General features: G+C 50.9%; 17 protein-coding genes. 5 read left to right on the forward strand and 12 right to left on the reverse strand.

The window, feature by feature from the left end; genetic code table 11:
• Positions 1-12: 12 nt before the first annotated feature.
• The 4 genes from H8L32_RS05060 to H8L32_RS05075 all read right to left on the reverse strand — a co-directional run bounded on the left by H8L32_RS05060 (position 13) and on the right by H8L32_RS05075 (position 3,415).
• Positions 13-648: a hypothetical protein gene (locus H8L32_RS05060; RefSeq protein WP_186946069.1), complete on the reverse strand. Its 636-nt coding sequence runs from the start codon at positions 646-648 to the stop codon at positions 13-15.
• Positions 648-1,442 (reverse strand): hypothetical protein, encoded by a 795-nt coding sequence (locus H8L32_RS05065; protein WP_186946070.1) that lies wholly within the window; start codon positions 1,440-1,442, stop codon positions 648-650. The genes H8L32_RS05060 and H8L32_RS05065 overlap by 1 nt, the downstream gene beginning before the upstream one ends.
• Positions 1,443-1,631: 189 nt before the next feature.
• Entirely contained in the window at positions 1,632-3,155 is a 1,524-nt protein-coding gene (locus tag H8L32_RS05070) for a YifB family Mg chelatase-like AAA ATPase (RefSeq protein WP_186946071.1), read from the reverse strand.
• A gap of 17 nt (positions 3,156-3,172) precedes the next feature.
• The gene (locus H8L32_RS05075; RefSeq protein ID WP_186946072.1) at positions 3,173-3,415 is read right to left on the reverse strand and encodes an accessory factor UbiK family protein; all 243 of its coding nucleotides are present in this window, start codon (positions 3,413-3,415) and stop codon (positions 3,173-3,175) included.
• Between the two features lie 339 nt (positions 3,416-3,754).
• Between H8L32_RS05075 and H8L32_RS05080 the strand changes: the two genes are divergently transcribed.
• The 3 genes from H8L32_RS05080 to H8L32_RS05090 are packed head-to-tail and all read left to right on the forward strand — an operon-like array spanning position 3,755 to position 6,471.
• Entirely contained in the window at positions 3,755-4,501 is a 747-nt protein-coding gene (locus tag H8L32_RS05080; RefSeq protein WP_186946073.1) for a TorF family putative porin, read from the forward strand.
• 15 nt (positions 4,502-4,516) lie between these two features.
• Positions 4,517-4,855, forward strand: a complete 339-nt coding sequence (locus H8L32_RS05085) for a P-II family nitrogen regulator (RefSeq protein WP_110254759.1) — start codon at positions 4,517-4,519, stop codon at positions 4,853-4,855.
• 20 nt (positions 4,856-4,875) lie between these two features.
• A complete protein-coding gene (locus tag H8L32_RS05090; protein WP_186946074.1) occupies positions 4,876-6,471 on the forward strand; it encodes an ammonium transporter in 1,596 nt (531 codons plus the stop codon).
• A gap of 355 nt (positions 6,472-6,826) precedes the next feature.
• Here H8L32_RS05090 and H8L32_RS05095 read toward each other — a convergent pair whose 3' ends face one another.
• The 4 genes from H8L32_RS05095 to pelA all read right to left on the reverse strand — a co-directional run bounded on the left by H8L32_RS05095 (position 6,827) and on the right by pelA (position 10,882).
• Positions 6,827-8,119, reverse strand: coding sequence for a tetratricopeptide repeat protein (locus H8L32_RS05095; RefSeq protein ID WP_186946075.1), 1,293 nt, complete (start codon positions 8,117-8,119; stop codon positions 6,827-6,829).
• 202 nt (positions 8,120-8,321) lie between these two features.
• Positions 8,322-8,930 (reverse strand): hypothetical protein, encoded by a 609-nt coding sequence (locus H8L32_RS05100; RefSeq protein WP_186946076.1) that lies wholly within the window; start codon positions 8,928-8,930, stop codon positions 8,322-8,324.
• A gap of 68 nt (positions 8,931-8,998) precedes the next feature.
• Positions 8,999-9,304: a DUF2288 domain-containing protein gene (locus H8L32_RS05105; RefSeq protein ID WP_186946077.1), complete on the reverse strand. Its 306-nt coding sequence runs from the start codon at positions 9,302-9,304 to the stop codon at positions 8,999-9,001.
• A gap of 300 nt (positions 9,305-9,604) precedes the next feature.
• Positions 9,605-10,882 carry a pectate lyase gene (pelA, locus tag H8L32_RS05110; RefSeq protein WP_186946078.1) on the reverse strand — a complete coding sequence of 426 codons (1,278 nt, stop codon included), beginning with the start codon at positions 10,880-10,882 and terminating at the stop codon, positions 9,605-9,607.
• A 636-nt stretch (positions 10,883-11,518) separates the two neighbouring features.
• On the opposite strand from pelA, the gene H8L32_RS05115 reads away from it, so the two are divergent.
• Positions 11,519-13,477 carry a bifunctional diguanylate cyclase/phosphodiesterase gene (locus H8L32_RS05115; protein WP_186946079.1) on the forward strand — a complete coding sequence of 653 codons (1,959 nt, stop codon included), beginning with the start codon at positions 11,519-11,521 and terminating at the stop codon, positions 13,475-13,477.
• Positions 13,478-13,698: 221 nt separating this feature from the next.
• Here the strand turns inward: H8L32_RS05115 and H8L32_RS05120 are convergent, their stop codons facing one another.
• Positions 13,699-14,400 carry a transglutaminase-like cysteine peptidase gene (locus tag H8L32_RS05120; RefSeq protein WP_230412061.1) on the reverse strand — a complete coding sequence of 234 codons (702 nt, stop codon included), beginning with the start codon at positions 14,398-14,400 and terminating at the stop codon, positions 13,699-13,701.
• A 212-nt stretch (positions 14,401-14,612) separates the two neighbouring features.
• Between H8L32_RS05120 and ltaE the strand changes: the two genes are divergently transcribed.
• Positions 14,613-15,656 (forward strand): low-specificity L-threonine aldolase, encoded by a 1,044-nt coding sequence (ltaE, locus tag H8L32_RS05125; RefSeq protein ID WP_186946080.1) that lies wholly within the window; start codon positions 14,613-14,615, stop codon positions 15,654-15,656.
• A 27-nt stretch (positions 15,657-15,683) separates the two neighbouring features.
• Here the strand turns inward: ltaE and H8L32_RS05130 are convergent, their stop codons facing one another.
• The 3 genes from H8L32_RS05130 to H8L32_RS05140 form a co-directional block, all read right to left on the reverse strand.
• The gene (locus H8L32_RS05130) at positions 15,684-16,709 is read right to left on the reverse strand and encodes a hypothetical protein (RefSeq protein ID WP_186946081.1); all 1,026 of its coding nucleotides are present in this window, start codon (positions 16,707-16,709) and stop codon (positions 15,684-15,686) included.
• Between the two features lie 37 nt (positions 16,710-16,746).
• Complete coding sequence (locus tag H8L32_RS05135) at positions 16,747-17,073, reverse strand: hypothetical protein (RefSeq protein ID WP_186946082.1); 327 nt, start codon at positions 17,071-17,073, stop codon at positions 16,747-16,749.
• A gap of 206 nt (positions 17,074-17,279) precedes the next feature.
• Positions 17,280-17,891, reverse strand: coding sequence for a hypothetical protein (locus tag H8L32_RS05140; RefSeq protein ID WP_186946083.1), 612 nt, complete (start codon positions 17,889-17,891; stop codon positions 17,280-17,282).
• Positions 17,892-17,984 lie beyond the last annotated feature (93 nt).

Consider the following 17,984-nt stretch of genomic DNA (forward strand, 5'->3'; position numbering starts at 1 on the left):
AAGAGAAGAGTCTTATGCTGCGGCGTAGCTATTTCGACTTTCATTACGCAAACCATGCCCAAAACTTATTGCGTCAGTAACAACACTAGTTTCGGGAGTTTTGGACGAAGGAGTTTTACCAATTGCAAGATGGTGGCTACTACTATAGGGGGGGCTTTGATTCTCTACTTTTGCATTTCTCTTTTTTTCCTTTATGAATAAACTTTTTGTTGACTCATCTTCTCGCAACCGAATTGCAATCTCTGGTTTTCTGACGAAATCATATAGGCTAGCTAATGTAAATGGATATTCGCTTAGTCGCTCATTCATTTGTTCTTCGAATAATGCCAAGGTATGCAGGGATAAGAAATAATCCTGAGTTCCGATATAGACATTTTTTAAATCAGTAAATGCATGAATGGCATCCGAATTTATACCTAAGCTCAAGGGATTTTCAGTTTTAATTATATTTAATGCTGAAGTTAATTCTAAAGTTTGAAAGTCAAGGGATAACTCATTATCAAAGACGCGCTTAAATTTAATTATTTTATTAGAGCTTCCAATATATTGAATGTATCTTTTGTTCGCAAGTCCAAATACGGGGATTATAAAACCGGGAAGCAATTCCCCTGCTGGCAAACCAAGCGAAACTAATTTAGTTAAAATCATTATAAAAACTTTCTTATTATTTCTATAGATTTGCTGATTAAAACTCCATCGCACTCTGTTGTTGAACCGCGAGTTTGTTGATAAGGGGTTCGTATGGTGTTAAAGGATGTCAGAAGAGTTTCGATTTTTTTACTCGACATTTGTGTGTCGGGAATTATTGCACCAAGTATTTTGGTTTTTTTTAATTCAATTGTGCCGTCAATTTGAATCTCAATCGATGATTTCCGATTATCAACCGATGTGTTTGCTGTATTTTTTAACATGTGGTGATAATTGATAATTTCAAAGTCAGCAGCATCACAAACGACTTTCATTAAAGCCTTGTCAATGATGTAATTCTTATTTGTTCCAAAAAATTTTGCTACATGCTTTTGAGCAATATCTATATCTTTACCTAGGAAAAAATCCATTACAGTAAAGCGACTATCTAACCATGGTTTGTAATATTTTTGGAAGCATGCACCAGTATCAAATGGAAAAATTCTTTTTACAGAGTGCACAGCTTCATCTAACTGGATAATTAAGGCAGCAGGCAACTGAGTGTCATTGTTAGCTGGGGTGCCAGCTTTTGACCGATAGCTCGCTTTACCATAAAAGAAAAAGCTAAGTGGCTCATCTTGTTTTAGTAGCTTACTAAAATGTTTACATGTCTTAGGCTCAATTTTCCCTGCTTCTAAAATCTTTCTTAGATTCAAGCAGTCTGTCATGTGGACTAAAGGAAGAATTTTAGGGAGCTTCTGAGTTGTTGTCTCAACAAAGGACTTGAAAACAGTGGGGGGTATATCCGGGTTCATACCCGGATTTATTTTGCAAGTTTGCGGCGGTTTAGATGACAAAGCAGTACCCCATGTTTCATGAAGCTAGGTCAATGAAAGGCAGTCTATTGTTTTTTTATTATTGCATATTAATTATGTTGACTGGAATATTTTTTCATATGCTTTTTAATAGTTACTTAGAGTAATAAATATTATTTGAGAAACTCTTCAATACTCTTTAAGCGCCCGCCGGTACTGTATGGCTTCAGCCACATGGGCAGCCGTGATTTGTCCGGCGCCTGCCAGGTCGGCGATGGTGCGGGCCACTTTTAATACACGGTGATAGGCGCGTGCAGACCAGCTGAACTTGTTCATCGCGTTGCGCAGTAACTGTTCGGCACTGCTGTCGGGGCGGCAGTATTCGTCGATTTCTGTGGTGGACAGCAGGTTATTGGCTTTGCCCTGGCGTTGCTGCTGGTGGGCAAAAGCAGCTTCCACGCGGGCGTGTATATCCTGGCTGGCTTCGCCATCTGCCTGTTTCAGCAAATCTGCGTGGGGCAGGGCGCCGACTTGTATCTGCAAGTCTATGCGGTCCAGCAGAGGGCCGGATATTCTGTCCTGATAGCGGGCGATGTTGTCCGGTGTGCAGCGGCATTTGCCATTGCTGTGCCCAAAATAACCGCAAGGGCAGGGGTTCATGGCGGCAATCAGCTGAAAGCTGGCCGGGAAATCCGCCTGCCGCGCTGCTCTTGAAATGGTAATGTGGCCCGATTCCAGCGGCTCACGCAAGACTTCCAGTACTTTTCTGTCAAATTCGGGAAGCTCGTCGAGGAACAGCACGCCGCGATGCGCCAAGGAAATTTCTCCCGGGCGTGGCGTGCCACCGCCACCAACCAGTGCTACGGCAGATGCTGTATGGTGTGGTGAACGGTAAGGTCTGGCCTTCCAGCGCTCTATTGCAAAGCCGGATGTCAGCGATAGTACGGCGGCTGATTCCAGTGCTTCCTGATCGGTCATGGTTGGCAGAATACCGGGGAAACGGGCTGCCAACATCGATTTGCCGGTACCCGGCGGGCCTACCATGATCACCGAATGAGAACCCGCTGCCGCCACTTCCAGTGCCCGCTTGGCCTGCAATTGCCCTTTGACTTCGGCAAAGTCGGCATAACGCGGGCGCTGTACCTGCGAATGCGCACGGTGACGTGCCAGCTTGCTGTCATTACCCAGCGCAGCAAAGTGAGCACACACCTGCAGCAATGAATCTGCGGGATAAATGGCGGCTTCACTGACCAGTGCCGCCTCATCGGCATTGGCGCGCGGCAGGATGAAGGCGGGTTCTTGTTTACTGTGCTGCTGGCTTTTACAGATGGCAAAGGTCATCGCCAGCGCGCCGCGTATCGGTCTTAATTCACCCGACAGTGATAACTCACCGGCAAATTCATACTGGTCCAGTGCATCTGCCGGGATTTGTCCAGAAGCGGCAAGTATGCCCAGCGCGATGGGTAAATCAAAACGGCCAGATTCTTTCGGCAAGTCAGCCGGCGCCAGGTTGACGGTAATCCGCTTGGCCGGGAAATCAAAGCGCGCGTTTTGTAGCGCTGCCCTGACCCTATCCTTGGATTCCTTCACTTCGGTCTCTGGCAGTCCGACGATGGTAAAGGCCGGCAAGCCATTGGCCAGATGCACTTCCACGGTAACTTGTGGTGCATTCATGCCATTCAGGGCGCGGCTTTTGAGGACGGCGAGGGACATCGGCTGGCGTTTATTGTTTACTTGCCGTTTTGCTGTGCTTCGAGGGCAGCGACCCGTGCTTCCAGTGCTTCCAGTCTGGCGCGGGTCTTGGCCAGTACCTGCGCCTGTATATCAAATTCTTCTCTGGTCACCAGATCCAGTTTGGAAAACCCCTGGCTCATCATGGCCTTGACGTTTTTCTCGATATCTTTGGCAGGCGAGTTTTCCAGAACCTGGCTGACTTTGGCCTGCATGTCATTAAAGAAATTTTGCTTATTCATTTTCTATCCTCTATCTTGATTTTGCACTTACATGGTGCAAATTTTCTGACGCCACTTTTTTGTGCAGAAAAATCGGTGCATTTTATTGGTGCGGCAAGGTATTACAGTTCGCTTGCCATTTTACCCATAAGGGAATGATAACGCATCTGACCCTGATGGTTATTGGTATTGCCAGAGGTATTTCGGGTACTACGTAGAAAATTGCGCAGTTGGCACGACTCCTGCTAACAGGGATATGAAAAGAAAATTCATGCGTTCATGCAGTGGTATTTGCAAGTAGGTGATGAATGCACCAAGGTTTAATTCGATTCAAATCTTAATCAACTAGGGGGAAGCGCAATGAAAAAATTAGTAATCGCCGCTGCTGTAGCCACATCATTCTTCGGTGGTTTTGCCCAGGCAGAAGATGCCAAGCCAGACAATGAAGTCAGCTTCAACGTCGGCGTAGTCAGTGAATACCGTTATCGTGCCATTTCGCAATCCCGTCTTGATCCTGCCTTGCAGGGCGGTGCTGACTATGTGAACAACCCTAGCGGTTTTTACGCTGGCACCTGGTTGTCAACCATCAAATGGACCAAGGATGCAGGTGGTAGTGGCGATATCGAATGGGATATCTATGCCGGTAAAAAAGGTGAGATCGTCAAGGACGTTTCTTATGACGTTGGTGTACTGAGCTACATCTACCCATCCAATGGCCTGAACAAAGTGGCAGGTTTTGCTGATGCCAATACGACAGAAATCTATGGCCAGATCGGTACCGGTCCTGTGTATGCAAAATATTCGCATTCCGTGACTAACCTGTTCGGCTTCGTCAACAGTAAAAACAGCGGTTACCTGGATCTGGGCGCGAATATTGAACTGCCTGAAGGTTACACACTGGGTCTGCATGTAGGTCGCCAAACGGTCAAGAACAATGGCGCATCGTCCTACTCTGACTGGAAAATCGGCATCAACAAGGAATTTTTCGGTGTCAACTTTGGCCTGGCAGCACTGGGTACCAATGCAGACAAAAAGCTGTACGTAACACCGGCAGGCAAGTTCACAGGCAAAACCACACTGGTATTGTCTGCAGTCAAAACCTTTTAAACATTTGAGGCTAGCATGAAACTGATTACTGCAATTATCAAGCCTTTCAAGCTCGATGAAGTCCGCGAGGCGCTGTCCACCATTGGTGTACAGGGGATCACTGTGACTGAGGTGAAGGGCTTTGGCCGTCAAAAAGGCCATACCGAGCTGTACCGTGGCGCAGAGTATGTTGTTGACTTCCTGCCGAAGACAAAAATTGAAGCAGCCGTGGACGATGCCATCGTTGACCGTGCGATCGAAGCGATAGAAACCGCTGCGCGCACCGGAAAAATCGGCGATGGCAAGATTTTCGTCTACGACTTGCAACAAGTTGTGCGTATTCGTACCGGTGAAACCGGCAACGACGCACTCTGATCGGCTACCAGGGAGTTCACATGAAAAAACTATTAAAAAATGTAGTGGCAGGGACAGCCATACTGGTCAGTCTGGGGTTCGCATCAATGGCAATCGCCGAAGATGCACCAGCCAAACCAGAAGCTGCTGCAGCATCCAGCGTCGCCGTATCGGCAAGCGCATCAGCACCTGCCGCTTCGGTAGCAGCACCGGCCTCTACGGCAATGGCAGCGCCTGCATCGGCACCCGTTGCACCCGCAGCTGCGGCTGACCCCGCTGCAGCTTCTGCCGCGGCAGCACCGGCACCCACACCTAATAAAGGCGACACCGCCTGGATGATGGTTGCCACCTTGCTGGTCATCCTGATGACTATCCCCGGCCTGGCCCTGTTCTACGGTGGTCTGGTTCGTTCCAAGAACATGTTGTCCATCCTGATGCAGGTCTTCATGATCTTTGCAGTGATTGTTGTGCTGTGGTGTATCTACGGTTACTCACTGGCATTCACCGAAGGTGGCAAGTTCATCGGTTCGTTTGACCGTCTGTTCCTGAAAGGGATATGGGATCCGGCCAAGGCGACTTTTGGTACCGCAGCGACATTCAGCAAAGGCGTGGTCATTCCTGAATTTGCCTATGTGGCATTCCAGGCGACATTTGCAGCCATCACTTGCGGCCTGATCATCGGCGCATTTGCTGAACGTGCAAAATTCACTGCTGTGCTGTTGTTCGTGGTTTTGTGGTTCACATTCAGCTACCTGCCGATTGCCCACATGGTCTGGTTCTGGACTGGTCCTGATGCCATCAAAGATGCGGCAACACTGGCGACAGAAACTGCCAAGGCTGGTTTCCTGTTCCAAAAAGGCGCGCTTGATTTTGCTGGTGGTACTGTCGTTCATATCAATGCGGCGGTCGCTGGTCTGGTTGGCGCCTATCTGATTGGCAAACGTGTTGGCTACGGTAAAGAATCGATGGCTCCTCACTCCCTGACGATGACGATGATTGGTGCATCTCTGTTGTGGGTGGGCTGGTTTGGTTTCAATGCAGGTTCTGCGCTGGAAGCTGGCGACGTTGCTGCACTGGCATTCATCAACACCTTGCTGGCAACTGCTGCGGCCACTGTTTCCTGGGTATTTGGTGAATGGATGTCCAAAGGCAAACCTTCCATGCTGGGTGGCGCATCCGGTGCGGTAGCTGGTCTGGTCGCTATTACACCAGCTTGCGGTTTCGTCGGTCCTATGGGTGCACTGATCATCGGTCTGCTGGCAGGTATCATCTGCCTGTGGGGTGTCAATGGTCTGAAACGCCTGCTGGGTGCAGATGATTCGCTCGACGTATTTGGTGTGCACGGCGTTGGCGGTATCTTGGGTGCCCTGCTGACTGGTGTGTTTGCTGCACCATCCCTCGGCGGTCAAGGCATTTTTGATTATGTCACCAACAAAATGTCTGCAGATCCGTATGACATTCTGGGTCAGGTCACTACACAGGCAACTGCGGTTGGCACGACCATCATATGGTCAGGTATCGTTTCTCTGGTTGCTTACAAACTGGTTGACCTGGTGGTTGGCTTGCGTGTACCAGAAGATGAAGAACGTGAAGGTCTGGACATCACCAGCCACGGTGAATCCGCCTATCACTCTTGATCAGATTCATTACAATAATTTGAAGATATACTAGTTTCCAAAGGTGTGTCAGTACCGTAATCAGAGCTTGCAGTACTGAATTTAACAGGCTGTTCTGTCCTCCGCAGAGCAGCCTTTTTTTATGCATGCGGCACTACAGCATCGGGTTTGTTTCATATCGCTAAAGACGTGGATGCTGTTGATGGGTTGATTTTGACGGAACATCTGGTGCTGACTGCGACATGCAGCATGATGATTTTGCCGTTTCTGTGCATTCGTGTTGAAGTTGTGACGTACATAAAAAAACGCGTTGACCCTTGATGGGCAACGCGTTTTTTTTATGGCTGCATGGCAGCCATCAGCCTTTGTCTACTGCTTATTTTGCAGGTGCAGCGGCTGGTTTGCTGCCGTCTTCCGGTACCAGCAACCACAGGCGGGCCATATCGGCTGCTCCGTCTGTGCTCTGTATGGATTTGAAGATTTCTTTGGCTTTTTCACGATTTTTTGCTTGCAGATAAGCCATGCCCAAATGCAGCTTGCCTTCGTCAACAGACTTCAGGCCGCCTTTTGCCAGACCTTGTTCCATCAGCGCGATACCTTTTTCTTGCTGGCCATTGATGACATAGTTGTAGCCTATGTTGAGCAGGCCGATACCGGTTTTTGCTGACTTGGCAGACGCTTCACCCGCATCCAGGGTTTTGATATCGTCAGCAGCCTGTTTGTTGACGCGGTCACGCAATTGCTTGTGCTTGGCAGCTTCCTTGCCGGTACCCAGGATATTGGCAGCAAAGCCGGCATCCACGGTTTTCTTGGCTTCTGCGGGCAAACCAGCCAGCAATGCCAGTTCAGCCATTTCCACATATTGCGAACCATCGTCCAGATTATCTGTGATCAGCAGCAGGCGGTACATGTCCAGACGCAGACGGTCTGCGAAACCTGGCCTGTGTTCTACACGGTACAGCAGGTCACCCCAGTATTCTTTTTGTGGATACGTACCCAGCAGGCGTTCCAGCACCATGGCATAGCCATTATTGTCTTTCAACTGCTGATAAGCTCCGCCCAGCAGACGCAGGTTTTCCTGGGTAGGCTTGCGACCAGCTTTGTCATCTTCAGCCAGTTGTGCGTTCAATACCTTGATGGTGTTGGCATAATCGTTTTCCAGATAATAGGAACGGGCAACCAGATTGTTCATGCCAACGTTACCTGGTTCTTTGTCCAGATAACGGGTGGCCCAGGATCTGGCCTGCGCATATTTCTTTTCATTGAACATGGTGCCAGCCATGGCTTCGATCAGGCGCAGTTTTTCTGGTTCTTTCAGAAAATCTGTACTGATCATGTTTTCAAACGACGTGGCCATCATGGCTGAATCATTGATACCGGAAGCAACCACGGCACGCAGGCGGTGGATGGCAAACATCTCATATGGTGTTTTCTTTTCCAGTGCATCCAGTGCATTGATTTTTTCCAGTGCCTGCGTATATTGTTTGGCGTTCAGCAATTCCTGAATCTCATTGAGCGGCTTGCCCATTTCAGCGCGTACGGTTTGCTGTTTGGCGGCATCTGCAGGCGCAGCTGCCTGTGCTTGCGCGGTATCAGCGGTGACGGTAGAGAAGCCAGATCCGAAGGCTGCCAGCATCATGGCGGCGAACAGGTAAGAGATTTTTTTCATGAATGATCCAGATAAAAAAATGAAATTGCCGCATTAGGATGAGTACGACACAATGAAACACCTGCCGGGACCAGGCAAACTGGCAGGCTGGCATCGTCTCGCCAATTCATGCCGGAAAGTCTTTGCATCAGTCCTTTTCCGTTCTAATCCCGTTCACAGTGAAGCTGCGGAATTTCGCATTATAGCCGAGCATGAGCCAGCATTACCATTTGCACCCTGTGTCTACAACGGTGCTGACCGCCAATGGGATGACAGCCAATAAGCCCAGGCCCGAAAAGGCTTTCAGACATTCCTTCTTTTCAGCCCTTTTGGCTCCTTCACCCAGGCGCTTTTCCAGCGTGTCGCTGCGCCGGTGGCTGGCTTGCATCTGCTCTATCTCCCCGGGTTTGCGCTGACGGTCCATCGCCAGTGCGGAACTACGCAAGGCATCCAGATCAAGGCTGGGGGTATTGTTATTATTGTCAGTATTGCCCTGGTCAGTTTCAACAACCGGGGGCGGCGTGGTGGCCGGGCTGCTTGAAGGGCCTTTAGCTTCCGGTGTTTGCCGGGTATTGCGTGCAGCAGGCGGCTTGGCGAGTGTGGTAATCGTAACAACTTTGGCCGGTGGAGTGTCCGTGACCGGTGGCTTGGGGCGTGGCGGCATAATGTTCAGCACATCCAGATAGGCCACCACATCATCTCTGGTGTGTGCTCTGCCATACAAACCGGGATGGCGAATGGCTTGCCATAATGCTAAATGCATCAGCATGATCAACAGCAGCGTCAGCACATGCTTGCGCCCGGGTTTTGCCGATGCTGTCAAAAATTGCATAATGCTCCTTTGCTGGTTGCGACTACGCCTCGGACAAGCTGAGCTTGTTAAAAGTTCATCTCTTGTTCCTAAGCGTGGCTCACGCGATGTTGTACCAGGATCCAGGGTTTTACTACGACGGTCCAAAGTTGCCTGTCCTGTTCCAACCATTCGCTGGCCTGCGCATCGCTGACCCTGGCCAGTTGCCCACTGTTGAGAAGGGTCGCAATCTGTTCGGCACGGTCTTCAGCCATGTGCAGGGCGACCTCGACCAGATCCAGTTCGCCCGCCACCACCAGCACGGTGCCACCGGCAAAATGGCGTAATAGCTCGCTCCATGGAAAGCTGGCGGTTTCGAGATTGATTTTCGTGCGTAGATGATCGTTGTTCGACATAAATGATGTAGTTGAAATAAATAGGACTTACGCAAAACCGCCCCAGCTGCGTTGCAGCTCCCGCATTTAGTAAGATTCGGTACTAAAGTACTGTCTGCGTCGCTGACGGTGTAGTCGGTGTTTCAGACAACATGTTGTCTGCCGACGAAACGAACCTCCCCTGCAAGGGAGGTTTCCAAAAAGCGATAGGTGCAGTCGGGGTTTCAGGCAACATGTTGCCTGCCGACGAAACGAACCTCCCCTGCAAGGGAGGTTTCCAAAAAGCGATAGCCTTGCCGGGACAATTTTGCGTAAGTCCTATTATTGATGTGTGCCCTTTGACGCACTGCTTTGTTTCCATATCTCATACTCTGCCAGCGCTTTTTGGCTACTGCTGCCATACCAGGCATAACCGTTGCGGCGTTCAAGGGAAATCTCCATCACGTCGTCGTGTAAAGTCAGGTCACGGTCACCAAAAAGAGCTTTCCCATCGATCAGGCTGGTGTAGCGCGGCCATAACAAAGGGGCGCCTGGCTGTGTTAGCAGCAACTTGCCTTGTGTTGTTGCCCGCCATGACCTGTCCCGGATGGCATTCAACTTGAGCCAGGTGATACCGGCCTCAATGGCGTCGATGACTGGCGGTGCAGGATGTTCAATTTTCATCAAATATTCCAGCACGTTTGCACTTTCGGCACTGGATAAGGCAGCAGGCTCGTAGTTGCGTGCCCCAGTAGCCTGCAACGACAAGGGCTCATATTGTTGTGCCCACACGGTAAGCTTGCCGTTAACCACCACCTGCGTTTTCAGGATGCAGTCGATCGCTCGTTGCAATGCCTGCCCGGCCATGGCCCGCACATCTGGGGTAACAAAGACAAAATCACCTTTTTCTTTGACGACATCAGAAAGTAACTGGACGACGTTGATCATCGCGTTATCGTTATAGGTAATTGCATCGTGGTAGCCGCCCTGCAGAGGGTAAACTTGGGGCCAGCCACCATTAGGAAACTGGGCATTGAAGATATAGTTCAGACCGCGCAAAATACTGCTGCGATAGATATTGCCTGATGCACCAGTATCTTGAGCTGCTACGCGCGCAAGGAAATAAATTTCGGTAGTCGTCGCATCATTGTCAAATGTACCAACCCAGCCCCAGGCCATATCGTCAGGGTATTTTTTGTCCTGTGTCGCCACGAAATGCTGACCAGGTTGGCGCAGATCACCGTTGCGCATCATGTTTTTGCTCCAGCCGCCAGCAGGTGTCTGAAAGCTCACAATGACATCTGCGACATGATGGGCTTCTTTCGTGGCATACCAGACATCGCGCTGCTTAAGCGGCATGCTCTTGTCACTGGAGCCAGATTCCAGTACTACTGCAACCGTGTGGGGGGCATTGTTTTTTTCGGCTTCGAGAAATGCCTTGTCTGCTGCCATCAATGCGCGTGACCGGGCGAGGTAGCCTTGCCATTCGGGTTTGTCTGCGACACTGTTCTCAGTGATTGCCCTGGCTGGAACAGTCTGCCCGACGATTGCCGAATGGGCAGGCAAGCCAGGCACTACAATAGTCAACGCACTGATCAGAGCAATGGCCTTCAGAGGCATAACAGGTTTCCTTGTAAAACAAGACAATTTGTCACCAGCGCCATAGCAGGGGGAACTGGAGACGCTTATTTTACCTAAGCTTGCTCATTGCTTGACGTATAGTTGCAGGTGTTGGTATGTTTTTTTGGATTTCTTGAATTTCCTTGAGGATGGCAATGTAGCGCACTTGTTTACTAGAACTCATTTCATAAATAGGGGTGAGTGCGAGCAAGGCGATTCGGGATGCAGTGCAAGGCGTGACGCGTAGCCAAGGCTCGTGCCTTGGCAAGCGCAATGTCACCACCTTGCGCTGCAATGCGCCCGCGAAGTGTAAATGCGGTCAGCTCCCGAAGGGTTTGCCTCATAACGCGTGCTGGACTGCGTTGGACTCGTTGTCAATAGACCCGCTATTGACTGCCTCGTCCGCCTTGCCAGCCCGCGTTATGAGGCAAACGCATCTCATCCCTATTTATGAAATGAGTTCTAAGAGCACGTTTAAGTTAGTCTGCAAATTGATTTATACAAATATAGGGCTTACGCAAATAGATCAATAATGCTATTTTCTTGTTTAAGTTGCAAAAACACTTCAAGATGAAGTAGTGTAGGTATAGCGGAAAAATCGCACGAAAAATTCTGATCGATGCCAAATGAGATGACATGACATTAAGACGACAATTACTTATTGCAATTTCAGTCATATTTTTTGCTGTATTCATAGGCCTGCAAATCCTGTCGGTGCTGACCACCAAAGATTATCTGCAACAGCAGTTGGCATCTCATGCGCAAGATGCGGCAACCGCCTTGTCGCGGCCGCTGGAAGATGCCATGGCAAAAAATGACCAGACCCTGGCAGACATACAGATCACGACCCTGTTTGATCGCGGCTATTACAAAAAAATAATGGTGCTGGATCCGGCTGGCAAGGTCATCATCAGTAAAGAACTTCCCGCCAACAAAGAAAAAGTGCCGACCTGGATGCCGGTGCTGTTTGATTTGCAAACGCCTCCCGGCGAAGCCTTTATTTCATCCGGCTGGCGTCAACTGGGCAAGGTGGTGGTCATCAGCCATCCTGCCTATGCCTATGAATACCTGTGGCGGTCCATGCAGGAAATGGCGCTGTGGATGTTTGTCATGTACCTCATCATCTGGGGGCTGACGGTGGTGTTGTTGCGTATCATCCTGAGCCCGCTGGAAAAAATTGAAGAAGTCGCCATCGCCATCCAGGAAAAACGTTTTCAACGCATTGAGGTGCTGCCACAGGCGCGTGAATTACAGCGTGTGGTAATTGCCATGAACCATATGTCGGACCGTATCTCTGCCTTGCTTGATGAAGAAATCGCCAAGGCCGAAACCTATCGTCGTGATGCCTTTATGGATAAGGTCAGTGGCTTGGAAAACCGCCACGGTTTTGATCTGCGTTTCAATCACCTACTGTCAGAAGACGGGCGCTTCGATACCGCAGTGATCTTTGTGCTGGAATTTGATGGCCTGAAAGAATTCAATCACCAATACGGTTACCAGCAGGGCGATGCGTTGCTGGCGGACGTGTCTACCGTAGTACGGGAGGTCGTCAGCAAATATGCCAACATCGTGGGGCGCATAGGTGGTACCTCGATTGCTGCCGTCTGTATCGATGTTGACGAAAAAGGGATAGGCCAACTGGTCGATGTATTGCAATACCGCCTGAACCAGGTATTGCTGCGCGCATCCAGGCAAGTCAGCCTGGCGGCGGGGGCGGTGGTCTTTGGTCTTGCGCATACCCGTACCGATATTTTTTCGCGTGCTGATCTGGCCATAGAAACCATGCGCCAGTCCGGCACCGGGCAAATCAGTGTGGTTCATCTGGAAGAAAGCGAAACCCAAATCGCCGGTTCACATGGCTGGCGCATCCTGATCCGCAACGCACTGGCAGAAAACCGCTGGGTATTGTTTGCGCAACCTGTCATGCGTCTGCAATTGCGCCAGTTAGTACACCACGAAGTATTTTCCCGCCTGCTTGATACCCAGGGCAACCTGGTTCCTGCGAATAAATTCCTGCCCATGGCCTTGCGTCATCAACTGATGCCGGAAATTGATCAGGCCGTCATCACCCTGATCATCGACATGCTGCTGACACCCAATCCGGCATTCAAGCATATCGCCGTCAACGTGTCGCTACAATCGATGGAAAGCCAGGATTTCTGTGACTGGTTGCTGGCACGTTTAAAATTTTCACCCGAACTGGCAGGCCGTCTGTCGGTGGAAATCAGCGAATTCGGTTGTGCCAGAGATCATGCCGTCACCAAAAAATTTGTAGCACTGCTGCGTGAGGCCGGCATCCGTTTTGGGGTGGACCATTTTGGTCTTGACCCACATGCCTTGAACGTCATCCGCGAAATCCCGCCCGATTACATCAAGCTCGATGGCGGTTTGATACAGCAGATTGCCAGCAATGAAAGCAGCCACGCCCACCTGCGCGCCATCATCAAATTCGCCCAGTCCATGGGCATACCGTTGATCGCACAAAATGTAGAAAGCGAAGAATCGCTGCAATTGCTGATGACAGACCAGATCGATTGCGGCCAGGGTTTTTACTTTGGCGTGCCGGAAAAAATAGTAGTGAGCAAGCCGGACTGATCAATATCGGAAGAAGTATAAAAGCGCAGATGCAGGTGGATACATTGGATACCTGAATGTACGTACTGCTGTCCGGCCCAATGTATTGGGCAAAATAGTGACTCATAAATCCCCTCCCTTTCAAGGGGATGGCGTCGGGGTTTCACAAAGCATGCTTTGCGAATTCCCAGACATTCCTCTCGAAGGGAAAAGAGCTTGAAACACTTTTTCCAACGTAAGTATTACATGCGCTTTTCTTTGTCCATCTTGTCTATCATGTCCTTCCATAAACGCACGGTGGATGCACCACCCTTGCGTGCACCGCCACTGGCCAGCCACAGGTCTTCATCATTGAAGCTGTAGACCGGTACCAGGTCGCTGCGGGCCGATGCCAGCTGGATGTCATCCACCAGATTATCCATGATCCATGGCTCTGCTGTGGGCGTAGGGTAGTACGCCAGCACCATGTGGGTTTCGCCTATGCGTATCGCCCTGACATAGGTGATACGCAGCCTGTCCACAGGCACGCCCAGGTCTTTCAGCGTCATGTATTTGGCGATGGCATAGTCTTCACAGTCCCCGCCCCACGAGGCCACAAATTCTGCCGGGGTGGCCCAGTAATCGGCTACGCCCCAGTGTTCCTGGTCGCTGACATAGGGTACGCGATTATAAAAATCATTTACCTGGCGCAGCACCGGCATTTCATACTTGCCGTCGCTGGAGGCTGCAATGTTCCTGGCAAAGTCTTTGCCTGCTGCCGCGCTGATCTTGCGTACTGCATTTTGCATTTGTGTCAGGCGTCGTGGACCCTCAGCGCCAAAGCGCTTGTTCATCGATTCCAGTAAACCATACGAAAAATCCACCAGGCCGGAAAGTGCAACGGGGCTGGCGAAGGCAAGCAGGATACTGAAAACCAGGGCAATTTTTGCTACCGTACTTCGCATGTGCAAGTGATCCGGGCAACTGAACAGTGAGTCAGGATGCTGGCATATTCGTCTTTTCCCAGGCTTGCATGGCATCCCTCCTTTGCGTGTTAGTGTATCTGTTTATGGCAATAGCCTGATAGCAATCGTGCATATAAACATTGTTAAACAGCATACAATTCAACATTGCAGCAGCCCAAATGCACTACACCGATAGTAAAAAGGAAACCTCCATGTCAGTCAGACCACCCGTCCGCATCGATTTGCGCAGCGATACCGTTACCCGCCCCAGCAATGCTATGCGTGCCGTCATGCATACCGCCGAAGTCGGCGATGACGTGTATGGTGACGACCCCACCGTCAACCGCCTGCAAGCCTATGCCGCTGAACGCTTTGGCTATGCCGCCGCGCTATTTGCCCCGTCGGGTACACAAACCAATCTGCTGGCCTTGCTGGCGCATTGCGGGCGCGGTGATGAATACATCGTCGGGCAAGAAGCCCATACCTACAAATACGAAGGCGGTGGTGCCGCAGTCCTGGGTAGCATACAGCCGCAACCATTGAACAATCAGGCAGACGGCAGCATTGCCCTTGGCGACATTGCTGCTGCGATCAAGCCCGATGATTTTCATTTTGCCCGCAGTCGTTTGCTGGCGCTGGAAAATACCATTGGTGGCCGCGTGCTGCCACCCGCCTATGTACAAGCTGCCACAAGCCTGGCCCATGAACGTGGTCTAGCTACCCATCTGGATGGCGCACGCATCTGCAATGCTGCCGTCAAACTGGGTGTTGAGTTGAATGAGGTCGTGGCCGGTTTTGATAGCGTCTCGGTCTGCCTGTCCAAGGGGCTGGGTGCACCGGTCGGTTCGGTGTTATGTGGTGACAAGGATTTCATCAAAAGTGCGCTGCGCTGGCGCAAGATGCTGGGTGGCGGCATGCGTCAGGCGGGTGGTCTGGCAGCAGCAGGTCTGTATGCGCTGGAAAATAATATCCAGCGTCTGGCAGAAGACCATGCCAACGCACAAAGACTGGCTGCTGGTCTGCAACAGATCGCCGTCTTGCAGGTGCAGACACCCCAGACCAACATCCTGTATGCCGACATCCCCGCAGCCGCCTGCGCCGGGCTGGAAACGCATTTGCTGGCACAAGGCATACTGGCCCGTGTAACCCCGCACATGCGCATGGTCACCCATCTGGATGTATCCAGCGCAGATATTGATGAAGTCATTGCCGCCTTTCAGACTTACTTTGCAAGCTGGAAGGCGGCAAGCGACTAAGAGGCTAAGAAACTAAGCGACTAAATATCAGTCAGTATTAAAAATCGGGCTGTAGATGATGACGCGGTCAATACTGACCGTGGTCTGATCATCGCTGACTGCCAAGTTTTCAACGCAAGGCATACTCGCCATGTCCTGGCCCAGATTGCCTTGCGGATGCGCGACTTTGGCAACGATGTTAAACAGGCTGACGCTTTGACTCAGCGATGCCTGACCGGGGTTTTCCAGGCAAAAATAAGCGATATTCTGTTCTTGCGCTTGCCCGCCACCATCTGTTAGCTGCATGGGAAAACTGACACTGATCTTGTTGGCTATATTCAGTATGGTCTGGGTCCAGGTTTGTGTCGTTGCATCATAGACGATGCGACAGACCAGGATATCACCAGGCCGGACCGCCATGCGCGGCCCGCCAAAACAGCCAAACACCGGGCTGTCGGCATTTTCGGTATTCACATACTGGCCAGAAATCCACCATCCGCTTTCAGGCAATTGCGTAGGGTTGGGCGCGCATGAGGTGCTGTGCACACTGCAGTAAGTCAGCACTGGTTGCAATACACCACGGCCTACCGGTGCGAAATGCTCACCACCCGGCTGCAAGCCCGGCCAGATAAAGAGCACACCTTTGTCACTGGTAGCAAAGGGCACCTGCATGCTGGCCTGTAAAGAAACCCAGCCATTGCCCTGTGGTGCGCAAAGGCTGACTATGCGGCCTTTGGGGGCCGGTTTTTCATATACATCGGCACCTGCTTCGGTACCCAATACCGGTTTGCCAGAAAAAAATACCACGTCGCCCGCGTGCAAAATTCTTTGCCTGGCCAGTATCGTGAAATGCTTTACATAAAAAAAGAAAGTGATGCGGTCATTGTCGGCGGCAAATGCCTTGGCCTCGGCCAGGGTCATGCAGGGTTTGCGACATACTTCCTGTGTCCAGTCGGCCTCGTCATGCATGACCATGCCGGGAATTTTTACCCACTGCAGGCCAGCTTCTTCCTTGTAAAAATTGAAGGGCTTCCTGGCTTCCGGTATGGCGATGTCCCTGTCTGTTTTTCTCATTATCGGTCCTCTGCCTGACAGGCAGGCGATTGCTGGATCAGGTCGGCGTGTCTGATTTGATTTCTACGCTGCCATCACTCTTTCTGCGTCTGTCACTACTGACACGGCTGTTTTGCAAAATCCGTGACGGGTCCTGGCGACGGTCTGATTTTCTTCTGTCGAAACGTGGTTGTGTGTCACCAAATATTTCGCGCAGTTTGCTGGTATCGGCGGCATTGTCATCATCGGTCGGCGAACTTTGTCCAAACAGATGAGCCTGCAGCCTTAGCAGCGGCGGCAAGCGATCCTGGAAACCGGTGAAATCGCCGTAAGGATCGGCTTTCATGAGCATGTCTACAGTCGTGATTTTCTGCGCGAATTTCATGTCTGACTCCTGTTTCTAAGTTAAGACTTCCACCTGTCCCTGGTCCAGTCCATCATCAAGGCTGGCTGGCCGCTTTACTGAACATAGTCAAAATCCGTGCCAGCAAAAAAAGTGTGATATCGGGGCTTTGGGCGCTGGTTTACGCGTGTTGTTGCGTAAAAAGCCGCTATTTACATGTCAACGCAGCGTTTATCTACATGTAAATATCAATCACAAGCCACGGCTTGCCGCATCAACCCCAGGTTCAACAGATCAACCGCGCTCTTGCCTGGCCTGGCAGGCTTTTTTGCAACGCGCCTGGTGGATTGATTGGTCAGGTGATTCGTGGCCGCATTCGTGGCTGCATTAGTGACTGGACTCGTGACGTGATTAGCCACAGGCTGTGCCGGGCGGGTGACTTTTTCTTCATCCTTGACCAGACCGATAGTGGTAGACCAGGCCTTGTCTTTCGATGCCCAGGTGGTGGCCCACAGGTAAGGTTTTTCCATGATGGAAGGTGCAGGTTCTGGCTGCGAGCGCAGGCGTATGCGGGTTGAGGTGTGGATAGCTGCCGCCCATGCAGCCTGTGGATCATGGGTGGGCAGGCACATGGCGACCGTGCCGGTGCTGATACGGGTGCGGCCCAGGTAATGTGGCGCACGCTCTACGTTCTTTTGTATCAGGGCACTACGGGTTTCGTGGTAATACACATCATCCATCAGCAAACGCATGGCGATTTTACGTGCCAGCCTGGCCTTCAGCGTCATTCTGCTTAACAGGATAAACAGAATAAACAGCAGTACATTGGATAAAATCCATAACATTTCAGTTGGTAACATTTTCTCTCTCCCCAAATTGCAGGCCATCATCGCCTGCCGTATGTGGTGATAATTGCAAGCAGCGTGCCAGCTGCTTTCTACTGGGAGAGCAGG

The organism is Undibacterium hunanense, assembly GCF_014284335.1.
GTDB classification, from domain to species: domain Bacteria; phylum Pseudomonadota; class Gammaproteobacteria; order Burkholderiales; family Burkholderiaceae_D; genus Undibacterium; species Undibacterium hunanense.

What these genes read in the sequence shown, in the direction of transcription:
- H8L32_RS05115 (WP_186946079.1), top strand. Translation starts at nt 11,519, where the DNA reads ATGACATTAAGACGACAATTACTTATTGCAATTTCAGTCATATTTTTT.
- H8L32_RS05060 (WP_186946069.1), bottom strand. Translation starts at nt 648, where the DNA reads ATGATTTTAACTAAATTAGTTTCGCTTGGTTTGCCAGCAGGGGAATTG.
- H8L32_RS05140 (WP_186946083.1), bottom strand. Translation starts at nt 17,891, where the DNA reads ATGTTACCAACTGAAATGTTATGGATTTTATCCAATGTACTGCTGTTT.
- H8L32_RS05130 (WP_186946081.1), bottom strand. Translation starts at nt 16,709, where the DNA reads ATGAGAAAAACAGACAGGGACATCGCCATACCGGAAGCCAGGAAGCCC.
- H8L32_RS05085 (WP_110254759.1), top strand. Translation starts at nt 4,517, where the DNA reads ATGAAACTGATTACTGCAATTATCAAGCCTTTCAAGCTCGATGAAGTC.
- H8L32_RS05100 (WP_186946076.1), bottom strand. Translation starts at nt 8,930, where the DNA reads ATGCAATTTTTGACAGCATCGGCAAAACCCGGGCGCAAGCATGTGCTG.
- H8L32_RS05120 (WP_230412061.1), bottom strand. Translation starts at nt 14,400, where the DNA reads ATGCGAAGTACGGTAGCAAAAATTGCCCTGGTTTTCAGTATCCTGCTT.
- H8L32_RS05095 (WP_186946075.1), bottom strand. Translation starts at nt 8,119, where the DNA reads ATGAAAAAAATCTCTTACCTGTTCGCCGCCATGATGCTGGCAGCCTTC.
- H8L32_RS05070 (WP_186946071.1), bottom strand. Translation starts at nt 3,155, where the DNA reads ATGTCCCTCGCCGTCCTCAAAAGCCGCGCCCTGAATGGCATGAATGCA.
- pelA (WP_186946078.1), bottom strand. Translation starts at nt 10,882, where the DNA reads ATGCCTCTGAAGGCCATTGCTCTGATCAGTGCGTTGACTATTGTAGTG.
- H8L32_RS05080 (WP_186946073.1), top strand. Translation starts at nt 3,755, where the DNA reads ATGAAAAAATTAGTAATCGCCGCTGCTGTAGCCACATCATTCTTCGGT.
- H8L32_RS05090 (WP_186946074.1), top strand. Translation starts at nt 4,876, where the DNA reads ATGAAAAAACTATTAAAAAATGTAGTGGCAGGGACAGCCATACTGGTC.
- ltaE (WP_186946080.1), top strand. Translation starts at nt 14,613, where the DNA reads ATGTCAGTCAGACCACCCGTCCGCATCGATTTGCGCAGCGATACCGTT.
- H8L32_RS05075 (WP_186946072.1), bottom strand. Translation starts at nt 3,415, where the DNA reads ATGAATAAGCAAAATTTCTTTAATGACATGCAGGCCAAAGTCAGCCAG.
- H8L32_RS05105 (WP_186946077.1), bottom strand. Translation starts at nt 9,304, where the DNA reads ATGTCGAACAACGATCATCTACGCACGAAAATCAATCTCGAAACCGCC.
- H8L32_RS05135 (WP_186946082.1), bottom strand. Translation starts at nt 17,073, where the DNA reads ATGAAATTCGCGCAGAAAATCACGACTGTAGACATGCTCATGAAAGCC.
- H8L32_RS05065 (WP_186946070.1), bottom strand. Translation starts at nt 1,442, where the DNA reads ATGAACCCGGATATACCCCCCACTGTTTTCAAGTCCTTTGTTGAGACA.